We start from the raw sequence: 21,151 nt of genomic DNA, 5'->3' as shown, positions 1-21,151 counted from the left end.
AGACAAGGCAATGCAGTGAACGGGAATAAACGCGTGAGCGTAGCGTTTTCTCTGGAAGACAAGGAAGCACCAGGATCAAGCATCGCGCATGATCTCGTTTGTCTGCTGCCGAGACTGCGCCATTATGCGCTGCTCCTGTGCCGGTCGCCCGCGATGGCCGATGATCTGGTCCAGGATGCCTGTGTCCGCGCTCTGGCCGCGGCCGAGAGCTGGACTCCGGGAACCCGGTTCGATGCCTGGGTCTTCCGCATCCTGCGCAATCACTGGATCGACGTTGTCCGTCGGCAGAAGGTGGAGCTGGTGTCCGGGCAGGACGACGCCGCGGCCGAGGTGGCTGCGCCCGATGCCGAGCCGCAGATCATGTCGCGCTTCGAGCTGGCCGAGGTCTGCCGTGCGATCGATCTGCTGCCGCCGGATCAGCAGGAGGTGCTTTTGCTTGTCTGTGGACAAGACATGACGTACCGAGAGGCGGCCGACATCTTGGGTGTGCCGGTTGGAACGGTGATGAGCCGGCTGGCACGGGCACGCAAGCGCTTGCTTGAGCTGACGAATGGAGGCCAGCCGACACGCAGATAGGGAACAGGCTCATGGACCAGCGACAGGCTCGGCTCCATTTCAGTGACGAGACCCTGATGGCCTATGCAGACGGCCAGCTGGACGAGAAGGTCGCCCTTGCGATCGAGGGGGCGATGACGGAAGATCCGGGCCTGGTCGCGCGGGTGGTTGCATTCATCAGAAGCAGGCATCTGGCGCGTGAGGCGTTCTCGCACACCCCGTCGACCCCGGTGCCGCCGGAACTCGAGGCCGCTGTGCGCAGCGCCATTGCCGGCCAGGGCCAGCCAGCAGACAAGCCGGCGTCACCGATCCCGCCGGCTCCGCCACCAGCGCGGGCGTCCGCTGAGCGTCCGGCACGCCACTCATCGCGCAAGGCTGCCCTGGCCGCCTCCATCGCTCTGGTGATCGGCCTCGGCCTCGGCGCGCTGGGCGGCCAGCGGCTCGAGGGGTCTGCGGAGCCACCGGAGCAAGCAGGCCTGCTTGCCAGCCTCGATCACCCCGAGATCCTTGCCAATCTCGGCACGCTGCCTTCAGGCGCCGAGCAGTCAACCCCCGCGGGTACGCTGCGTGCCATCGCCAGCTTCAAGCGGCCCGACGGCAGCCTGTGCCGGGAGTTCACCGTCAGCGACAGCCAAGTCCGCCGCGAGGCGGTCGCCTGCCGGGATGACGGCGATTGGCAGGTGACCTTCGCCACACTGGAACCCACGAGCAGCGCGGAATACGTGCCCGCGGGGGACGACGGGCCGATGGCCGCCTATCTGCGCCAGGCCGGCCTTGGCCAACCGCTCGACAGGGAAGCCGAACAGGTCGCGCTCGGGAACTGATGGGAACGCTGCGGGGAACACGGCGCCAGGGGGCTCCTGATGATCATTCGTGACCAAAGGAATGCTGACGGGGCGGCTGTCCATGACGTAGTGACAGCGGCCTTTCGCGGGCAACCCTATAGCAGCGGTCATGAGCCATTCATCGCCGATGCGCTTTGGCGCGGCGGTGGTGCGGTGCTCGCACTAGTGGCGGAAGAGGACGAGCAGATCATTGGCCAGATCGCCTTCTCGCCGGTGACAATCGACAATCGAGAGAGCGACTGGCATTGCCTCGGTCCCGTCGCCGTACGGCCGGATCGGCAGCGCCTCGGAATAGGTCGCAGTCTGATAGAGACTGGACTTGCTCGTCTGCGTGAGATCGGCTCTGGCGGTTGCGTGCTCGTCGGCTCGCCCGGCTACTATCAGCGCTTTGGCTTTCGCGCCGCGCCTCAACTTCACGCGCCGGAGGTCCCGGCGGATTATTTGCTGGCACTGTCGTTCGGACCGGTCATGCCACGCGGCCTTGTCAGCTTCCATGCCGCTTTCTCCGCGACCGGGCCGGTGGGGTGAGTGCCTTCCCACATTCGCGAGGCTTGTTCGTCATTCAACCTTCACCGCCCTGTCAAGCACCTGACATTCAAAGCCGCGAATCCTCCTGACCCGTCCACGAACAGGTCTCATGAGGGGTTCGACATGCGTGCAGCATTGTTGTCAGCGACTGCTATTGCCATTGCCTTGGCCAGCCCGGTGCTTGCCGAGGAGAAGGAATATCCGGCCACTCTCGCCGGCCAGGCGGTGCTTCCCGCCAACAGCACCGTACCCGCGCCGGCCGATGCGCCCGAGCACCTGAAGCAGGCGGGCAAGTTCACCACGCCCGACCGGAAGCGCGCCGAGGCGCTGGGCACAGTGCCGGGCAAGGACAGCGCCCGGGTGACCCACGTGAAGCTGCCGCTCGATGGGCAGCCGCTGCAGGGCTTCTCCGGGATCAAAGCCATGGATGACGGCACCTTCTGGGTACTGTCCGACAATGGCTTCGGCAACAAGCTCAATTCGTCCGACGCCGCGCTGATGCTGCATCACATCCGCTTGGATTGGCAGAACGGCGGGGTCGAGCGTCTCGATACCGTGTTCCTGACCGATCCCGACAAAGTCGTGCCGTTCCCGATCGCCATGGAAGGCGCAAATGCCCGCTACCTCACCGGTGCCGATTTCGACATCGAATCAATCCAGCCCGTGGCCGATGGGTTCTGGATCGGCGACGAGTTCGGTCCCTATCTGCTGAAAGTGGACCGGCAGGGCCGGCTCCAGGCGGTGCACGAGACCATGGTGGACGGCAAGCCCGTCAAGTCGCCGGACCATCCCACGCTCACCACCCCGGCCAACCCGAAGGCCCCCATGCCGAGCTTCAACCTCAAGCGCTCGGGCGGCTATGAGGGCATGGCCATCTCGCCCGATGGCAACCGGCTCTATGCGCTCTTGGAAGCGCCGCTGTTCACCGCTGAGGGCAATGTCGAGACCGTCGACGGCAACCCGGCGCTGCGCATCATCGAATTCGATATCGCCAAGGGCGACTGGACCGGCCGCTCTTGGACCTATCCCTTGTCGAAAGGCGGGGAGGCGATCGGCGATTTCAACATGATTAACGAGACGACCGGCCTGGTGATCGAGCGTGACAACGGCGCCGGTATGGCCGACAAGGCCTGCGCCGACCCCGCCAATCCGCAGCCCGACTGCTTCGACAAACCGGCTGCCTTCAAGCGCATCTACAAGATTGCGCTCACCGCGGACGGCAAGGGCGAGCCGGTGCGCAAGATCGGCTATATAGACCTCCTGGCCATCAAGGACCCGAACGGCAAGGCGCGGCAGGGTGCCAGCGGGGGTGTCTATACCATGCCCTTCGTCACGATCGAGAACGTGGACGTCATCGACGACGCGCATATCGTGGTCGGCAACGATAACAACTTGCCCTTCTCGGCCGGCCGTACCACCGACAAGGCGGACGACAACGAATTCGTGCTGCTCGAGGTGGGCGAGTTCCTGAAGGCGGAATGATCGGTTCTGCCCCGGCCTGGTCGCCCGCCGCGCCGGGGCAGAACACCCGTGACCAGCTGTCACGCACCTGTAACGGGCAGGCCTTAATCCAGTCTGGAGTCATTCCAAACAGCGCATGCCTGCCGAGGTGTCATTGCCATGACCGAGCACGTTTCCGATGGGCGCCACGTCTTTCGCACCAGCCGCCTGGAGGAGGCGGATGGCCAAGGCCTCAACCCCACCAAGAACCGCACCATGGGCGAGATCATCGCCGCCCGCTTCTCCCGCCGTGGCTTCCTTGCCGGCTCGCTCGCGGCGACCGCCATCGCCGCGACCGTGAGCCCGATCGCGCTCCTCTCCGCCCGCACCGCGAAGGCCAGTGCGCCGACGGCGTCCCGCTTCATGTTCACCGAGGTCGAGGCCGGAGTGGATGAAACCCACCATGTGGCCGAAGGCTATGATGCGGACATCCTGCTGCGCTGGGGCGACCCCATCTTCGCCGACTCGCCCGCATTCGACCCTGCCAACCAGACCCCCGAGGCCCAGGCCCGCCAGTTCGGCTATAACAGCGACTATGTCGGCTTCATCCCGCTGAACGGCTCCTCGCAGCACGGGCTGCTCGTGGTCAACCACGAATACACCAACGAGCATCTGATGTTCCCGGGCATCGTGACCATCGTCGACGGCGAGATCAAGGTGGCCGAGCCCGATGCCAAGCGGGTGGATATCGAGATGGCTGCCCATGGCGGCTCGATCGTCGAGATCCGCAAGGTGGACGGCAAATGGCAGGTGGTGAAGGACAGCCCCTATAACCGACGCATCACTGCCGCAACCGAAATGGAGATCACCGGGCCGGCGGCAGGGCATCCGCGCATGCAGACCAAGGCCGATCCGAGCGGGCGCAAGGTGCTGGGCACCGTGAACGACTGCGCCGGCGGGGTCACGCCCTGGGGCACCTACATCATGGCCGAGGAGAACTTTCACGGCTATTTCATTGGCGAACTGCCGGAGGGCCACCGTGAGGCCGCCAATTACAAGCGCGTGGGCGTGCCTGATGGCACCTATGGCTGGGGCAGGTTCCACGAGCGCTTCGACATCGGCAAGGAGCCGAACGAGCCGAACCGCTTCGGCTGGGTCGTCGAGGTGGATGCCCTCGATCCCAATGCCACGCCGAAGAAGCGCACGGCGCTCGGCCGCTTCAAGCACGAGGGCGCCGAGTCGATCGTGGCTGACAATGGCAAGGTCGTCTTCTATCTCGGCGACGACGAGCGCTTCGACTATGTCTACAAGTTCGTGACCGCCGGCACCTTCAAGCCGACTGACCGCGCTGCTAACATGGACCTCCTGGATGATGGCACGCTCTACGTGGCCAAGTTCGAGGATGACGGCACGCTGAACTGGCTGCCGCTCGTCTTCGGCCAGGGGCCGCTGACCGAGGCCAATGGCTTTCACAGCCAGGCGGATGTGCTGATCGAGACGCGCCGCGCCGCCGACCTTCTCGGCGCAACGCCCATGGACCGGCCGGAGGACGTGCAGCCCAACGGGGCGAATGGCCGCGTCTATGTGATGCTCACCAACAACACCAAGCGCAAGGAGGCGAATGCCGCCAATCCGCGCGTGAACAACGCCTTCGGCCACATCATCGAAATTGCCGAGGACGGCGGTGACTTCAGCGCGACGAAGGGCCGGTGGGAGATCCTGCTGCGCTGCGGCGATCCTTCCATTGCCGAGGTGGGGGCCACCTTCTCCACCGAAACCACCAAGAACGGCTGGTTCGGCATGCCCGACAACTGCGCCATCGACGCGGAAGGACGTCTGTGGGTGTCGACCGATGGCAACTCGCCCAAGGCCACCGGCCGCACCGACGGCCTGTGGGCGGTCGATACCGAAGGCGCCGCGCGCGGTACCTCCAAGCTGTTCTACCGGGTGCCGGTAGGCGCGGAGCTGTGCGGGCCGCTGCTCACCCCGGACATGACCTCCATGTTCGTCGCCGTGCAGCACCCGGGCGATGGCGGCGAGGATTGGGACAAGTTCGGCCGGCCTTCCTATTACGAGGACCTCTCGACCCGCTGGCCCGACTTCCGCGACGACATGCCCGTGCGTCCCTCGGTGGTGGTGATCACGAAGCAGGACGGCGGCAAGATCGCCTGAGTACCAGCTGAATTGAGCACCATCGTCACGCCCGGCCGCGCCTTGGCACCGAGCCGGGCATCCGCAACCCCTGGACCGCCGGGTCGGGGCCCCGGCGGTGACGTAAATAGCTGAAAGTCAAATGATACTGGGTAGAGGCCAGGCACATGGCTGTAACCCGGTGACCTGAAACTGCCTTCTTGCGATCATCCCGCGCTGGCGCACTCTGGCAACGTTATTGGCGTTGCGCCATTTCCATAGACCAGAGCCTGTCGCGAGCGAGCATCTGCATGAGCCTTATTCTCGACGTCATCATCGCCAGCACCCGCCCGGGCCGGGTCGGGCTGCCCGTCGGCCAGTGGTTCTACGGTTTCGCCAAGGAGCAGGGCAGCTTCGATGTCAAGCTGCTGGACCTGGCCGAGTTCGACCTTCCCGTCTTCAACGAACCCAAGCACCCGAGCCTGCAGGAGTATCGGCACGAGCACACGAAGCGCTGGAGCGAAGCCATGGCACCGGCCGACGCCTACGTGTTCGTGATGCCGGAATACAATTTCGGACCGACCCCGGCCCTGGTGAATGCGCTCAATTACCTCTATCGCGAGTGGAACTACAAGCCTGCCGCCATCGTGAGTTATGGCGGCGTGTCCGGCGGCTTGAGGTCCGCCCAGCAGACCAAGCTGCTGATCACCGCCCTGAAGATGATGCCCATCGTGGAGGCGGTTATGATCCCCAACGTGCAGCAGCATGTGAAGGACGGCCGCTTCGAGCCCCAGGAGGTGCACACAAAGAGCGCTAGCGCCATGCTGAAGGAGCTCCATCGCTGGGCGGAAGCTCTCAAGACCATGCGCGGCTAAAAACTGGTGGCCGTTCAGACGATATCGAACCCGAGCCGCACGATGCTCTCGCTGCCCCGGGCCGTCGTCGATGAGCGGTCCGGAAACACGCCCAGCGACATGTGCTGCATGCCCATGGCGGCCGGGCTCTCCTCGTTGGCCTCCGACAGCGGCGTATTGATGTCGTTGATGAACAGCGGCAGCCCCGTATAGTGCAGCTCGATGTCGAGCGACTCCTGGCTGGCAATGGCCTCGATCGCCAGCGGCTCCTTGAGCAGCCGGCCTTCCTTGAGCAGCAGGATCGCCTGCTCCACATTCGTCATCACCCGGTCGATGGTGGCCTTGTTGAGCCCCCAAGCCTTGGTGTTCTTTTCCAGCGTGGCCCGCAGGCTGGTCAGCGCCTCGTCCGATTTCTTCCACAGGATGACCTCGGTCTTGCGCGAGGCGATGCGGAAGATGAGCAGGAGACCAATGGCCACGATCAGGCTCACAGCGAGGTCGCTGTCGGCGAAGATCCGCACCCAAGACGGCAGCTGCGCGAAGAAATCGGGGCTCACCATCCGGGTGAGGGGCACCAGCAGCCCGAGGCCGATGATGAAGGTGGAGCGCAGGTCGAGCACCCGCGAGATCATCAGCTGCAAACCGCTCGCCAGCATGATCGACGCGGTGAAGACGAGCAGGGCGCCGGCGACCGACATGGGCAGCTGCAGGAAGGCATCGGCAATCTTGGGGACGAAGGCCAGGATCACCAGCACCGTCGCGCAGGCATAGGCGATGACCCTGCTGGTCACGCCGGTGGCGATCGACACGCCTACCAGGCTCGGCGCGATGTTCATGCCCGGTGCCCCCAAGGCGCCGCCGACGGCGCAACCCAGGCCGTCGGCCAGCACCCCCTTGCGCAGATTGTTGAAATCCGGCCGCGTCCAGGAGGCGTCATTGGCCTTCTGGCATGTGGTCACCACCCCGATGGTGCGCAGGGTGGCCGCCAAGCCAGCGGCAAGAAAGGTGGGCAGCAACGCGATATCGAACCGGAACGAGATGTAGCGCGGGTCGGGCAGCGCAAACCAGGGCGTCGCCGCGAGTTGGGCGAAGGTCTCCGGCGGGAACAGCCCGGCGATCAGCGCAGCTGTGACGCCGGCGATCATGCCGAGCAGCGAGCAGACCAGCTTCCATACGCCCTTGCCCCAGATGGTCAGGCCGATGGCGGTACCGAGCGTGATCACTGAGACGGCCACATGCTCGGGAAAGGCGGGCGTGCCCACATCATGCACGGCAAGGGTCTGCTGCATGCCCACGACGCCGAGCTGGAGGGCAATGACACAGATGGTGAGGCCGCTGATGGTCGGCTGCATGATGATGCGCAGCCGGTGCAGGAACGGTGAGAGCAGGGCTTCCACCAGCCCGGCGAAGACGGTCATGGCGAACACCGCGGGCAACCCGCCGGTTTGCGCCGCGAGGATCGAGGGACCGAGATAGATCGCCGAATAGACCGGCGGCGCCATGTAGCCTGAGCCCACGGGCCCGCGCGGCAGCGCCTGTAGCACGGTGGCGATGGCCGCCGCGATCATCGCCATGCTGACCGCGCTGCGCGCCATGGCGGGGTCCGCCTTGGCGGCGCGCACGATGATCACCACGATGACCAGATAGACCGAGAGCAGGAAGGCGTACTGAATGCCCAGCAGTACGACTTGAAGGGTAGGCGGGCGGTCGTCGACACCGAAATCGATATTCGCTGGCGGTTTCGGCAAATGCACGGCCCCCCTTGCGCGCAACCCACCGGTCCGAGTGGCAAGCATTCCGACCAGCCTTGCTTATCCCTCAACCGGCCAAGACTGCCAATATGAAAGTGAAGAAGGGACGGCGCAGGGGTGCAAACGGCAGTTGTGCCGTGTGGCCCCTGGATGCCCCGCTCAAGGCGGGGCATGACGTAAGTTGTTGACTGACAAAACAAATCGTCATCACCGGGCTTGACCCGGTGATCCAGAGCCCCAGGGGAAAGGGACGTGCCAGCAGGGTGATCAGGCCGCTTGCTTGAGACTGACCGGCGCACCGTTGATCAGCAGGCCGTTGTCGTCCGCCGAGACGTCGACCGTATCACCGTCATTGATCTTGCCGGCCAGGATCTGCTCGGCGAGCGGGTCCTGCAGCGACTTCTGGATGATCCGCCGCAGCGGCCGTGCGCCGTAAGCCGGGTCATAGCCCCGGCGGCCGAGCCAGTCGCGCGCCTTGTCGTCCAGGTCGACGGTGATCTTGCGGTCGGCCAGCAGCCGCTGCAGCCGCTCGATCTGCACGTCCACGATCTTGCGGATCTGCTCGGCCCTGAGCCGCTGGAACAGCAGGATCTCGTCCAGCCGGTTCAGGAACTCGGGCCGGAAGTTCGCGCGGACGATGTCCATGACCTTGCCGCGCACCGCTTCCACCGGCTCGTTCTCCGGCTGATTGACCAGGATCTCCGCCCCGAGATTGGACGTCAGGATCACCAGCGTGTTGCGGAAATCCACCGTGCGGCCGTGGCCATCTGTGAGGCGGCCTTCGTCGAGCACCTGCAGCAGGATGTTGAACACATCCGGATGCGCCTTCTCGATCTCGTCGAACAGCACCACCTGGTAGGGCCGGCGCCGCACCGCCTCGGTGAGCGCGCCGCCTTCCTCATAGCCCACATAGCCGGGCGGTGCGCCGATGAGCCGGGCAACCGCGTGCTTCTCCATGTATTCCGACATGTCGAGCCGCAGCACTGCCTGCTCATCGTCGAACAGGAAGGAGGCCAGCGCCTTGGTGAGCTCCGTCTTGCCGACGCCGGTGGGCCCCAGGAACAGGAACGAGCCGATCGGCCGGTTCGGATCCTTGAGGCCGGCGCGCGCGCGCCGGACCGCGGTCGAGACCGCCTCGATGGCCTCGTCCTGGCCGATGACGCGCTTGGCAAGCTCCAGCTCCATGCGCAAGAGCTTCTCGCGCTCGCCCTCCAGCATCTTGTCCACCGGCACGCCGGTCCAGCGCGAGACGACCTGCGCCACGTGGTTGTCTGTCACCGCCTCGTCGACCAGAGCGCCGCCCTGCTGGGCATCTTCCACGTCCTTAAGCTTGCGCTCGAGCTGCGGGATCACCCCGTAGGCCAGCTCGCCGGCGCGTGCCAGGTCGCCACGGCGCTGCACCTGCTCCAGTTCGATGCGCGCCTGATCCAGCTCTTCCTTGAGCTTCTGGGCGGAGGAAAGCTTCTCCTTCTCCGACTTCCAGCGCTGGGTCAGTTCGGCCGAGCGCTGCTCCAGATCGGCCAATTCCTTCTCCAGCCGCTCCAGCCGATCCTGGGAGGCGCGATCGGTCTCCTTGCGCAGGGCCTCGCGTTCGATCTTGAGCTGGATCACCTTGCGGTCGAGCTCGTCGAGCTCCTCGGGCTTGGAGTCCACCTGCATGCGCAGCCGCGAGGCCGCCTCGTCGATCAGGTCGATGGCCTTGTCCGGCAGAAACCGGTCGGTGATATAGCGGTTGGACAGGGTTGCCGCCGCCACGATCGCTGCGTCCGTGATGCGCACGCCGTGGTGCAGCTCATACTTCTCCTTGAGCCCGCGCAGGATGGATACCGTGTCCTCGACCGTCGGCTCGGCCACGAACACCGGCTGGAAGCGACGGGCCAGGGCCGCGTCCTTCTCCACGTGCTTGCGGTATTCGTCGAGCGTTGTGGCGCCGACGCAATGCAGCTCGCCACGGGCCAGGGCGGGCTTCAGCAGGTTCGAGGCATCCATCGCCCCTTCCGCCTTGCCCGCGCCCACCAGCGTGTGCATCTCGTCGATGAACAGAATGATGTTGCCCTCGGCGGCGGTGATCTCCTCCAGAACGGCCTTCAGGCGCTCCTCGAACTCGCCGCGATACTTGGCGCCGGCGATCAGTGCGCCCATGTCGAGCGCCAGCAGACGCTTGTCGCGCAGGGATTCCGGAACGTCACCATTGACGATGCGCAGGGCGAGCCCTTCGACGATCGCCGTCTTGCCCACGCCCGGCTCGCCGATCAGCACCGGATTGTTCTTGGTGCGCCGCGACAGAACCTGGATGGTGCGCCGGATCTCCTCGTCGCGTCCGATCACCGGGTCGAGCTTGCCATCGCGCGCCGCCTCGGTCAGGTCACGGGCATATTTCTTGAGCGCATCGTAAGCGTTTTCCGCGGAAGCCGTATCCGCGGTGCGGCCCTTGCGCAACTCGTCGATGGCCTTGTTGAGGCCCACCGGCGTGACGCCGGCCTCTTTCAGAATCCGCGCGGCCTCGGTGCCCTGTTCCAGGGTCAGCGCCTGCAGCAGCCGCTCCGCCGTGACATAGCTGTCGCCTGCCTTTTGCGAGAGCTTCTGGGCATTGTCGAACAGCCGCGCCGTCTCCGGGGCCATGTAGAGCTGGCCTGCGCCGGAGCCCTCGACCTTCGGCAGCTTGGACAGGGCCAGCGCGGTCCCCTGGCGCGCCGCATTGACATCGCCGCCGGCCGCCTTGATCAGGCCGGCTGCGAGACCCTGGTCGTCGTCCAGCAGAACCTTGAGAATATGCTCTGGCGTGAAACGTTGATGCCCCTCGCGGAGCGCCAGGCCTTGTGCTGACTGCAGAAAGCCGCGCGCCCGCTCCGTGAATTTTTCGAGATCCATTGTCCACCTCTCTCAGCACGCCGCAGCCTTGAGCCCTCAAGAGAGGCACGTGCGGCACGGCGCCTGTTGTTATTGCGTGAAGCCACGCCGCCGGGGACCCGTCAGGCATCCCCGTCATGCATAGCCTGCGGTGAGAATATATGGTGGGAAACCGGCCGCACAAGCTGGGCAAGTCGAGCTGCATGCGCATCTTTCCGGCTTGGTGACCAGACCGTTGGCGGACCTGTTACAGAGGTGGTTCGATGCGGCAGGCCCCCATGGAAAGGGTCGGCGTCGCCCCGGCCACGGCCAGCGGCGACGTGCGTGACTGGCTGGCGAGATAGCGGCCGGGCGAACGGCGCACCTGCTTGTAGATGGTGGTGACCGTGATGCCGCCGGCTGGGCCGATCTCGATCCAGTTGAGGGTCTCAGGCGTGTCGAGCCGTTTGATCTCGCCGCCTTCCTCGGTTGGACGCCCATTGGGCCCTTCGGCCTGCTCGTCATCGGTTGTCGACCATCGGGAGATGGTATCGGCCCTGGTGCGCTCGATCTTGCCCTCCAGCGCGTTGAAGCCCGTCATACGGTCGAACGTGCAGTCCACGCGCCGCTCGGCTGCAGCAGCTGTGGTAAGGCACGCGATCACCAGCGCACATCCTAGACGAAGCAGCACCAGCCTCCCTTTCGCAATTAATTCTTCGCTTAAGAGAACATAGTTGGCTCGCGGTCATCCGTCGACCAACTCTGGCCAGTTGGAGCAGCTGCCCTTCAGAGCGCGAGCTTCGATATGGTGCTAAGCCGCTACAGCGCCCATGACTGGCGCGATCTCGACACGGCGGGGACGGCAGCTGCAGGCGTTGAAGACGTAAGCCCCCGGGCCTGCACGCAAGGTCTTGCCGGTGAGACGAAGCGGGAACCTGATCTCGCCATTCGGCTTCTCCAGATTTTACGGAGGGACCGTGAACATGAACATCACCAGCCTGAAGGACATGTACATCGCCGAGCTGCAGGAGGCGCGCAGCTTCGAATCCATGCTGAAGGGTGCGCTCGGCGAGATGGCGGAAAGGGCCTCCGATCCCAATCTGCAGAAGGCGTTTCGCGATCATGCGGCGGCAACCCGCGAGCACCAGCGCATGGTGGAAGCGGTGCTCGGCAGTCATTCGGCTGACACGACCGCGCATACCGACCAGGGCCTCGAGGCGCTGACCATCGAAACCAAGAAGATGGCGGCCATGACCGCCAAGGGTCCGCTGCGCGATGCGGCGATGATCGCGTCCGCCCAGCGCATCGAGCATTACGAGATCGCGGTCTACGGCACGCTGGCGGCCTATGCGAAGGCCTTAAGTCTCGACAGCGACCGTGAGATCCTGTCCGCCATCCTGGAAGAGGAGAAGGATACCGACCTCGTTCTCTCCGACCTGGCGGAAGGCGTGATCACCCCGACGGCGGTGGAGCTGGAAAGCCGCTGAGCCGGGCCAAGGCCCGCATCAACCACCTCTTTCTCGTTCCCCCTCCTGATCCGGATGGGCCTGGTGCGGCCCATCCCCATGCGGGCATCGACACCCGCATCGTGCCGCTCGCCGCTGAAATGAGGCCGCATTCAGGCAGGATTCAGGAGCATCTCTCAAATAGTGCAGGACGACACGTTCGGTACCACCTTCGCGTGGCGGCCGAACGACGGGGCGGACATGCATCTCACCAGGGACACTGGTTTGAAGGGAGAAGGATCGATGTGGGCCTCAGGCTTGCGGGGGGCAGTTGGGTTGGGCGTTCTGGTTTCCATCGCGGCTGCCGTTTCGCCATCATCGGCAAACGAGCGGATCAAGCGCGGAGAATATCTGGCCACCATCATGGATTGCGGGGGCTGCCACACGCCGGGCGTCTTCCTCGGCAAGCCGGACCACACGCGCGCGCTGGCCGGATCCGAGGTGGGCTTCGAGATCCCCGGCCTCGGCATTTTCTATCCGCCTAATCTCACACCCGATCCGGAGACCGGGCTCGGCAAGTGGAGCGAGGCGGAAATCGTGAAAGCCGTCCGCACCGGCGAGCGGCCGGACGGGCGCGTCCTCGCCCCGGCCATGCCATATCCCCACTATGGCAAGCTGACCGACAAGGACGCCTTCGCCCTGGCGGCATATCTGAAGAGCCTGGAGCCGGTTCGCAACGCGGTTCCGCCCATCGTCGGCCCGGGGGAGAAGCCGACCGCGCCTTACCTGACGGTCGTCATGCCCCAGTAGCGGAATGGCGGGCCAAAGGGGCCATGCGGGTTTCATCTGGCGGGGCCATCCCCACCAGTCGGGAGAGTGCCGGCCGGCAGCGCCGCCAATGCTCGTCGATCCAGTCGTCGGCCGGCCGGCCGTAATAGTGCCAGGGGATCTGCTTGACGTTGATCCCGATGAAATGGGCGCCATTCTCGCCGAAACCGGTCGTGTTGGGGGAAAAGGGCGAGCACAGGCTGACATCGGCGAGGGACACGTGCAGGCAGCGGGTGAAGGTCATCAACGCCGCGGCTTGCAGCCCTTGCTCGTCGAGTTCCGACCGCAAGACGACGCCGGACCGCGCCAGCAGCGCACGCAGGAGCCGCCCGTAATCCAAGCCGGGCGGCAACCCCCTCACGCCCGAATTGCGTGGAGCATGGCAGAAGCGCGAAAACTGGCCGAAGGCAGGACGCACGTCTTCCGCAAGGATAGTGGTGCTGGCGTCCTCCGCCTGCCGCCACGCGCGCAAGGCAGACGGCTCGCGCCAAAGGATGCAATCGTTGTCCAGCGCGAGCTCATGGCGCTCGGGATAGAGCCGTAGCGGTGCGAACTTCCAGGCGACCCCCTCGGCCATCCCGCGATCGAGCTGCCATCTTATGAAGTCCGGAATGTCGTCGAACTGGACCTGCCGCCATTCGACATCATCGGGCACCGGGCCAGTGCGCCTTTTCGCCTCTGCGATGGAAAGGGTGTTCACGCACACGCTGTAGCGCGCCAGCGCGCCATAGACCTTCGTTGCGCCGAAGATGGAGAAGCGCAGAGCTTCGAAGCCGCGGCGGCTCACGTCGCCAATGGTCCAGCGAATGGCAAGTCCGGCCATACCGGCATCCCCCAGTTCAGAAGGGTTAATGCCGTGCTAACGACGGAGCTCGCGAGCTGTTCCGGATCGGAGATGCTGAACCGCGCTAATGCGGGTGGCGCCATTCCCAGGGCGGAACGGGCGCAGGGTCCCGCCACAGCCCCACCCGTCTGTTCCGCGCCGCGTCTTCCGCTGCCGCGTAGGTCCTGCGCTCTTCCGCCGTCTGTTCCCGCGCGAAATGCCTGAACCACCAAGCCATGCCGGTGTTCACCTGGGCGAGGCCCACGTCCCTGCCGTCGAGCAGCACCCTGCCGACGAGCCGGCCCCATTGATCGCGCTTGTACCATTCCACCTCGACACGCTTGCCCCTGAGCATCGCGCTGAGCGCGAGCCGGCTGCGCGCTCCCCAGGGCTGGCTGCGCTCCGGCGCGTCGATCGCGGAGAAGCGCACTCTCTCCTGAACATTCCCGGGCGCGAGCACGATGACGGTGTCGCCATCCATGACGGCCACCACCCGCCCGACCGTGACTTCCGCACGGGCCGGGCAGACGACGAGAATGCCGAAAATGAAAGCGATGATCGAGCTGCGCATGCCAACCTGCTGAGTTCCGTATCCGGATGCTCAGCCATAAGATCATGTGGTTGACACAAGCCTAAGCGGAGCGGCGGGCTATTCCGTCTGCACCGCGCCGGGCCTTTGCTTCGCCACGTCCGCGGCGGTCACCGCCGGTTTCTGTCCGCCCCATCGGGCGCGGAGCCAGTTTGCAAGGTCCGCCACCGCCTGGTCATCCAGAACGTCGGCAAAGCCGGGCATGGGCTGCATGCGCTCGCGACCGGGGAAGCTTTGCGCGGGAATGCCATGCAGCACCGCGTGGATCAGGTTGCGCGGGCTCGCGAGCCTCAGCGAAGCGTTCGTCGCGAGCGGGACGACAACGCCAGGAATGCCCCTGCCGCGTGGCCCGTGGCAGCCCGCGCAAAGATTGGCATAGGTCGTTTGCGCAGAGGAGGCGATGGCGGCGGGAACCGGCACGGGCGCGGGGGCAGGCGGAGGCGAGGCAAGGTCCGGCATCTCGTCCAGATCGAAGAGATAGGCCGCCATCGCGCCCAAGTCCTCGTCACGCATGTATTGGGTGGAGAAGTGCACCACCTCCAGCATCTGGTTGGCGGCAGCGCCCTGGGCCGAGAGGCCAGTCTTCATGAAGCGCACCAGCGACTGCGGGTCGAAGCCCATGCGCGTCAGCCCCTCCTTGGTGATGTCCGGCGCTTCGAGGCCCTCGATGACCGCGCCCTTGAGGTATTTGTCCGTCTCCATCGCCATCAAGCTGTTGCGGGGCGTATGGCACTCGCCGCAATGGGCAACGGCATCCACGATATAGCGGCCCCGGTTCCAGACCGGCGAGCGCGACGGATCCTCCTTGAACCCGCCGTGGCCAAGGTTGAGGAAGTTCCAGACCGCCACGAACTCGCGGATGTTGAAGGGGAAGGGCAATCCGTTCCTGCGGTTCTCCACCGCGACCGGCTGGCGGGTCATGAAATAGGCATAAAGCCCGTCCACGTCCTCCGGTGTCATCTTCCGATAGGACGTATAGGGCATGGCGGGATAGAGGGGCCTTCCATTCCGGCCGATGCCGTCCCGAACGGCGCGGTGAAACTCCGCGCGTGTCCAGGTGCCGATGCCGAACTGCTTGTCTGGCGAAATGTTGGTGGAGTAGATCGTCCCCAATGGCGTCTTGAACGGCATGCCTCCTGCCCAGGCGCCGCCGCCCTTCACGGTGTGGCAGGCATAGCAGTCGGCAACCCTCGCCACATAGCCGCCGGCCTGCGCCAACCGCTGCATCTCGTTCTCGCCGAGGGGCCGCTCCACGTCATCGCCCACCACCGTGGTGCCGAGGACGTGCGGCAGCAGGGCGACAATGCCGGCGCCGGCCATGACCGCCAGCGCCATCCATCCAAGTGCTCTCAATCGCGTCATTGCTCGTCCGATCAGCCTATGACCAAGCCGGGCGTCTTCAGCACAAGGTCGCGAACCGCCTCGAGATAGCGGACGTAGCCGGTGCAGCGGCAGATATGCTTGTCGAGGGCGGCGACGATGGTGCTTTCGAGCTCGGCACGGGGGACCGGCTTGCGCTTGAGCTGATCGATCAGCACGGTCGCGCCGTTCACGAAGCCGGGTGTGCAGTAGCCGCATTGGAAAGCGAAATGCTCGATGAAGGCTTGCTGCACCGGCGAGAGCCCGACCAGATTGCCATCGCCATCGTAGCTCGCGTGGCCCTCGATGGTCTGGACCTGCTTGCCGTTGAACCAGTGCGCCCCGGTAATGCAGGTGGGCATCTCGCGCAGCGAACCGTCCTCGTCCGCCACCACCACGACACAAGCATGGCAGATGCCCTGGCCACAGCCCATGCGCGACCCCGTCAGGTTGAGATATTCATGGAGGAAATCGAGCATCATGAGCCCTTCGGGCACCGCGATCGGGCCCACGGCATGGCCATTGACGGTAAGGCTGAGCGGTTTGGTGGACAGCGTCATCACAGGGCCTTCAGCACTTTGTCGGGCGTGATCGGCAGTTCGTAGAAGCGCTCGCCGATCGCATGGGCCACCGCATTGGCGATGGCCGGCACGATGGGGATCATCACGACCTCCGCGATTCCCTTGGGAGGATCGGTGTCGGAAAGGGGCGGCAGCACCTCCCCGGTCTGCGTCCACACGGCCACGTCCTTGGCCCGCGGCAGCTGGTACCTGTTCCAGTTCCAGGTGCCCTCGCCGGGGCCGCCTTCATAGAGGGGAAGGGATTCCTTCAAGGCGTGGCCGATGCCCATGGCCGGCCCGCCTTGCAGCTGCCCCGAGACCAGCTCCGGCACGATCTGACGGCCGCATTCGATGATCATGTGGTGGGACAGCAGCCTCACCTCGCCGGTCGCCGTGTCGACGGCGACTTCCGCCAGCGCTGCCGCCGGCGCGTAGTAAGTCACGCTGGCATTGTTGCGCTGGACCGGCGGGTAGAACACCGCGGATCTCTTCACGAAATGCCAGCCCCCGCTCGTCATCTGCGCCTTGAGCTTCGCCGGCGCCCCCTGGCCATAGCGCACCGCCAGCGCATCGATCGGCAGCCGGACGCGGCCTGCCTCGGGCACATCGAAGACCGCTTCGGCCCATTGCCAACGGTTGAAGGTGTGGACGGTCACCCCCGTCACCAGACCCAGGCGGTGAGCCTCGGCGGCCACCTGGTCGAGCGTGAGCGTCGGAAGGCCGCCGGCATTCACCTGGCCGCCGGCGAGCCGAAGCTGCCCCCGGTTTACCGCGGAGGATGCCAGCGGACCGCCGCCGAAGCCGCGCGACCAGAGGGACTTCGCCGCCGGCCAGATCGCGAAGTCAACAAGCGCGCGGGCGGCCTCCCGTGTTGCGTGGCCGAAGAAATACGAGCTGTTGGAGGCGGAAGTCGGCGCGATGAAATGCGGCGTCCAATAGGGATCCTTCTTGTTGCGATCCTCTTCTGCCTGGCTCGTGGTATAGGGTTGGTCGGTGCTGCGCAGTGGCATCTGGGGCCAGCGCAGCACCGCGTATTCCGTTTCATCCGGCACGCGGCCCAGTATGTCGCCGACCATTAACGCCTGCGAGGTGGTCGCGCCCGTGCCGATCTCATGCACCGCCTGGCGAAGGGTGACGCGGCCCTTGGGGTCGATCTCGACAGAGGCGATGGCCGCGTCGGCGCCGTCGCCGTAATCCTTCTGCACATGGGCGTAGCCCACCCCGTATTTCTTTCCGGGATTGGCGGCCTCGAAGCTCACCTTGTTCGCTTGGCGCTTCTCCCACAGCGGGTGGGCCTTCGCCTTGAGCAGGATTTCCTCGTTGCGAACCGCCGCGCCGGGGATCGCACCTTGGGTATTCTTCATGCCCGATCGCAGCAGGTTCCGAAGCCGCAACTCAATGGGATCGATGCCCAGGAGCTCCGCGGCTTCGTCCACGAGCATCTCCATGGCCGACATGGTCTGCAGCGTGCCGTAGCCGCGCATCGATCCGGCTTCGACCGCCGGCGAGGCGAATACCGCAACCGAGAGGTCGCTCTTCGGCAGGTAATAGATGGACTGTGCCCCGGTCGTGCCCACCGTGCCGACGCTGAAGGAGTAGTTCGGCCGGCCGCCGCCATCCGCCCTGTATTGGCCGGTCAGCGCCCGGAACTTGCCGCTGGCCCGGTCGACGACCAGCGTCTTGTCCATCCAGAAGGCGTGGCGCTTGAGACCCATCTGAAACTGCTCGAAGCGGTCATTGGCAAGCCGCACCGGCCGGCCATCGCCATAGAGGCCGGCAACAACGCAGAACAGCGGGAACACGTGGTGGTCCTTGCTACCATAGCCGACGGTGTAGCCCACCTTGAGATCGACCTGCTTCAGCTGGTATGTCGACCGCGATACGATCTGCGCGGCAGATTGAGCGAGGTCGTGCGGCGACTGGGTGGCCACGATCATGTGCAGCACTTTGCTGCTCGGGTCGTACCAGACATTCCCGTTATCCGCTTCCATGGCGGATGGGTCGATGCTTTGGGAGAAATAACGGCGGGTGAGCACGAGCGCGTCGTCACCGGCATCGGCGGTTTCCTGGGCAATCCGTGCCGCCGCCTGCATCCCGCGTGAGACCGCATCGCCCGCCAGGACGGCTTGCGCCTGTCCGCGCCGCGACCGGCGGTTGGCGGCCGCCAGGCCGCGCCTCGGTCCCGCGATGCCTTTCACGGCGGGCCAAACCACGTTGTCGCCCGAGAATTTCCCGAAGATCACCGCGTCCTTGTAAGGCGAATAGACATCGTCGGCATCGGGCGATCCGCCGTCGATGCGCACGAACCGGGCTGCCCCGTAATGGCGCGGATAGTTGTACCCGGTCTGCTTGCCGTAGCGGACGACGTTGGGGTTGAAGCGGATCAGCCGCTTGGCGGCATCGCAACGGGCAAAGTCCTTATAGATGAGCAGTGCCACGGGCTGGCCGAGCAGCCGCGGCGTCTGACCCTGAGGCACCAGGAACCAATCGCCGTAGAAATCTGGTTCCGGCACGGTGATGCGGTCCGCCTGCAGGTCTTCATGCAGCACCACCCGGTCCGGTTTGAGATCGGCACCTAAAACCGAGAGGTCTATGCCGTCGAAGGCATGGTCCGCCTTGGTGGCACGGATCAGAAAAGCGTGCGACTGCGCGTCGGGCCAGCCAGCCATGTCACGGGCCCGGAAATCCCGGGAGAAGGCCTTCGCCCCCGTGACCTTGGCCAGCGCATCCAGCCGGTAGCGCGGCTTGCCCTCGGGGGTGAGCCAGGCGGCGGAGGTCGGCACGAAATTTTCGAGCAGTTGCCCACGGGCCCCCGGCATCGGTGTCAGGAACGACACCTTGAGCACGACACCCGCCGCAGCACTGCTGGCAAGAAAGCGCCTACGGGAGATGCCCGCCATCATGACGCTCCTCGCAGCGAGCTTTGGCCCGGGGTGCTGCTGGATGATGATAGGAGAGGCTGCCTTTGCTGTCGTGCGATCGCCATTGCCGGACCACGTTGTGTTTGACCGTGCGAACCGACGCTGAAATCTGGAGATGCTCGATCCCCAGACGACGCTACTTCAATAAGGCGCAGATATTACTATCTCTGGTAGAGACGATTCGCTTTTAGGGTCAAATGGTTGATAAGGTCTTATCCCCGGCACTTTACATTCAAGGCGCGATCGGGCCCGATTTGGCTTTTCCTGGGGGCATGATGGCGCGGATCAGTGCTGGCATTCTGATGTATCGGCGTGAGGGAAAGGACCTTTTCGTGCTGCTGGTGCATCCCGGCGGCCCGTTCTGGCGAAAACGGGACCTTGGCGCGTGGTCTATCCCGAAAGGCGAGGTGGGACCGGGCGAAGACCCGGAGGCCACCGCCCGGCGCGAATTTGCCGAGGAATTGGGGGTGGAGCCCGCAGGCGAGCTGCATTACCTGGCCGATATCCGCCAACGTGGTGGCAAGCACGTCATCGCATTCACGCTCGAAGGCGATTTCGATGTCGCCAACCACCGCTGCAGCAGCATGGTTCGCATCGAATGGCCACCGCGGAGTGGCCAATTCCAGAGCTTTCCGGAAGTCGACCAGGCCGCCTGGTTTCCGCTTGGTCTGGCGCGGGAAAAGATACTCGAAAGCCAGCGCGTGCTGCTCGACCGCCTCGAAGAGCATTGTTCGCGCTGAGACCCACAGGCGGACATGAGACACCCGTCGCCCTGGATGCCCCGGTCAAGCCAGGGCATGATGAATTCTCTTCACTTTCAGCGACTTACGTCATCACCGGCCTCGAGCCGGTGATCCAGGGCCAGGAGGAAAGCCACTGCCGTTTCGTCGTGTTAACCCGCCTCAGCCCAGCCCGGCGAAGCGGATGGACACGCCGCCATCCACATAGAGTGTCTGGCCAGTGATGCTGCGGGCGCGCGGACCCCCGAGAAAGGCGACCGCATCGGCGACATCGTCAACGCTTACCGTCCGGCCCAGCGGGTGGCCGGCGCGGATCCGCTCCAGCTCCTTCTCCACATCGGCATGACCGGCCGCAGCGAGCGACCGGTGCAACAGCTCCGTCTCCACATAGCCCGGCGCCACGCAGTTGAACCGGATGCCATCCTTCGCGTGGTCCACCGCCAGCGCGCGCGCCAGGCCGGTCAGCGCGGTCTTCGCCGTGGTGTAGGCCACCCGGTCGCTCCCCGTCACCCGCGCCCAGATGGACGCGATGAACACGACTGCACTCTCGCCGCTCGCCCGCAACGGATCGAGCGCCGCCTGCACCGTGGCGAAGGCCGAGCGCAGATTGAGATTGAGGCACCTGTCCCAGTCGGCCAGCGAGAGCGTCGCCGCATTGCCCAGCACCGGCTGGCCGGCGCAACACACCACGAGCTTCAAGTCTCCGCTACGTTCCGCGGCAGCGACTAGGCTCTGCCGCAGCGCCTCGGGATCAGTTACATCGGTCTGGTCCACATGGATGTTGAGCGCCTGCGCCGCGCTGGCGGCGCGGCAAGCCGCCACGCTCTCCGCCGAGGAGCCGCACACGCTCACGTCATAGCCCTCTTCAACCAGCCGCTTGGCAACGGCAAAGCCGATGCCCCGGGTTCCACCGGTCACGTAGGCGCCGCCCATTCCACGCATGGAGCCCATTAT

General features: G+C 65.2%; 18 protein-coding genes. 9 read left to right on the top strand and 9 right to left on the bottom strand.

What is annotated here, in order from left to right; genetic code table 11:
- Positions 1-33 precede the first annotated feature (33 nt).
- The 6 genes from E4P09_RS01225 to E4P09_RS01200 all read left to right on the top strand — a co-directional run bounded on the left by E4P09_RS01225 (position 34) and on the right by E4P09_RS01200 (position 6,373).
- On the top strand, positions 34-576 hold the full coding sequence (locus E4P09_RS01225; protein ID WP_239024985.1) for an RNA polymerase sigma factor: 543 nt from the start codon (positions 34-36) through the stop codon (positions 574-576).
- An 11-nt stretch (positions 577-587) separates the two neighbouring features.
- A complete protein-coding gene (locus tag E4P09_RS01220; RefSeq protein ID WP_137387775.1) occupies positions 588-1,379 on the top strand; it encodes an RT0821/Lpp0805 family surface protein in 792 nt (263 codons plus the stop codon).
- 39 nt (positions 1,380-1,418) lie between these two features.
- The gene (locus E4P09_RS01215) at positions 1,419-1,928 is read left to right on the top strand and encodes a GNAT family N-acetyltransferase (protein WP_137387774.1); all 510 of its coding nucleotides are present in this window, start codon (positions 1,419-1,421) and stop codon (positions 1,926-1,928) included.
- A 123-nt stretch (positions 1,929-2,051) separates the two neighbouring features.
- Positions 2,052-3,410 carry an esterase-like activity of phytase family protein gene (locus E4P09_RS01210; protein WP_137387773.1) on the top strand — a complete coding sequence of 453 codons (1,359 nt, stop codon included), beginning with the start codon at positions 2,052-2,054 and terminating at the stop codon, positions 3,408-3,410.
- A gap of 138 nt (positions 3,411-3,548) precedes the next feature.
- Positions 3,549-5,540, top strand: coding sequence for a PhoX family protein (locus E4P09_RS01205; RefSeq protein WP_137387772.1), 1,992 nt, complete (start codon positions 3,549-3,551; stop codon positions 5,538-5,540).
- 269 nt (positions 5,541-5,809) lie between these two features.
- On the top strand, positions 5,810-6,373 hold the full coding sequence (locus tag E4P09_RS01200; protein WP_137387771.1) for an NADPH-dependent FMN reductase: 564 nt from the start codon (positions 5,810-5,812) through the stop codon (positions 6,371-6,373).
- Positions 6,374-6,387: 14 nt separating this feature from the next.
- Here the strand turns inward: E4P09_RS01200 and E4P09_RS01195 are convergent, their stop codons facing one another.
- From E4P09_RS01195 to E4P09_RS01185, 3 genes are all read right to left on the bottom strand, one after another.
- Positions 6,388-8,100, bottom strand: coding sequence for a uracil-xanthine permease family protein (locus E4P09_RS01195; protein ID WP_170984166.1), 1,713 nt, complete (start codon positions 8,098-8,100; stop codon positions 6,388-6,390).
- A gap of 270 nt (positions 8,101-8,370) precedes the next feature.
- Positions 8,371-10,974, bottom strand: a complete 2,604-nt coding sequence (clpB, locus tag E4P09_RS01190) for an ATP-dependent chaperone ClpB (RefSeq protein ID WP_137387769.1) — start codon at positions 10,972-10,974, stop codon at positions 8,371-8,373.
- Positions 10,975-11,200: 226 nt separating this feature from the next.
- Complete coding sequence (locus tag E4P09_RS01185; protein ID WP_137387768.1) at positions 11,201-11,596, bottom strand: hypothetical protein; 396 nt, start codon at positions 11,594-11,596, stop codon at positions 11,201-11,203.
- A 319-nt stretch (positions 11,597-11,915) separates the two neighbouring features.
- On the opposite strand from E4P09_RS01185, the gene E4P09_RS01180 reads away from it, so the two are divergent.
- Positions 11,916-12,419, top strand: coding sequence for a YciE/YciF ferroxidase family protein (locus tag E4P09_RS01180; protein WP_137387767.1), 504 nt, complete (start codon positions 11,916-11,918; stop codon positions 12,417-12,419).
- 261 nt (positions 12,420-12,680) lie between these two features.
- On the top strand, positions 12,681-13,187 hold the full coding sequence (locus E4P09_RS01175) for a c-type cytochrome (RefSeq protein ID WP_137387766.1): 507 nt from the start codon (positions 12,681-12,683) through the stop codon (positions 13,185-13,187).
- Here E4P09_RS01175 and E4P09_RS01170 read toward each other — a convergent pair.
- From E4P09_RS01170 to E4P09_RS01150, 5 genes are all read right to left on the bottom strand, one after another.
- Positions 13,174-14,028: a hypothetical protein gene (locus E4P09_RS01170; RefSeq protein ID WP_137387765.1), complete on the bottom strand. Its 855-nt coding sequence runs from the start codon at positions 14,026-14,028 to the stop codon at positions 13,174-13,176. The two genes, E4P09_RS01175 and E4P09_RS01170, sit on opposite strands and share 14 nt — an antisense overlap.
- An 85-nt stretch (positions 14,029-14,113) precedes the next feature.
- Positions 14,114-14,599, bottom strand: a complete 486-nt coding sequence (locus tag E4P09_RS01165) for a thermonuclease family protein (RefSeq protein WP_137387764.1) — start codon at positions 14,597-14,599, stop codon at positions 14,114-14,116.
- Between the two features lie 78 nt (positions 14,600-14,677).
- Entirely contained in the window at positions 14,678-15,979 is a 1,302-nt protein-coding gene (locus E4P09_RS01160) for a cytochrome c (RefSeq protein ID WP_137387763.1), read from the bottom strand.
- Between the two features lie 11 nt (positions 15,980-15,990).
- Entirely contained in the window at positions 15,991-16,536 is a 546-nt protein-coding gene (locus E4P09_RS01155) for a (2Fe-2S)-binding protein (protein WP_137387762.1), read from the bottom strand.
- The gene (locus E4P09_RS01150) at positions 16,536-19,439 is read right to left on the bottom strand and encodes a xanthine dehydrogenase family protein molybdopterin-binding subunit (protein ID WP_137387761.1); all 2,904 of its coding nucleotides are present in this window, start codon (positions 19,437-19,439) and stop codon (positions 16,536-16,538) included. Before E4P09_RS01150 ends, E4P09_RS01155 begins: the two co-directional genes overlap by 1 nt.
- Positions 19,440-19,732: 293 nt before the next feature.
- On the opposite strand from E4P09_RS01150, the gene E4P09_RS01145 reads away from it, so the two are divergent.
- A complete protein-coding gene (locus E4P09_RS01145; protein ID WP_137387760.1) occupies positions 19,733-20,197 on the top strand; it encodes an NUDIX hydrolase in 465 nt (154 codons plus the stop codon).
- Positions 20,198-20,359: 162 nt separating this feature from the next.
- On the opposite strand, the gene E4P09_RS01140 is transcribed toward E4P09_RS01145, so the two are convergent.
- Positions 20,360-21,139: an SDR family NAD(P)-dependent oxidoreductase gene (locus E4P09_RS01140; protein WP_170984165.1), complete on the bottom strand. Its 780-nt coding sequence runs from the start codon at positions 21,137-21,139 to the stop codon at positions 20,360-20,362.
- Positions 21,140-21,151: the final 12 nt, after the last annotated feature.

Source organism: Rhodoligotrophos defluvii (genome assembly GCF_005281615.1).
In the GTDB taxonomy this organism is placed as follows: Bacteria; Pseudomonadota; Alphaproteobacteria; order Rhizobiales; family Im1; genus Rhodoligotrophos; species Rhodoligotrophos defluvii.
Note: the sequence above shows the minus strand (reverse complement) of the source record. Positions and strands in the feature narration are given on the sequence as shown.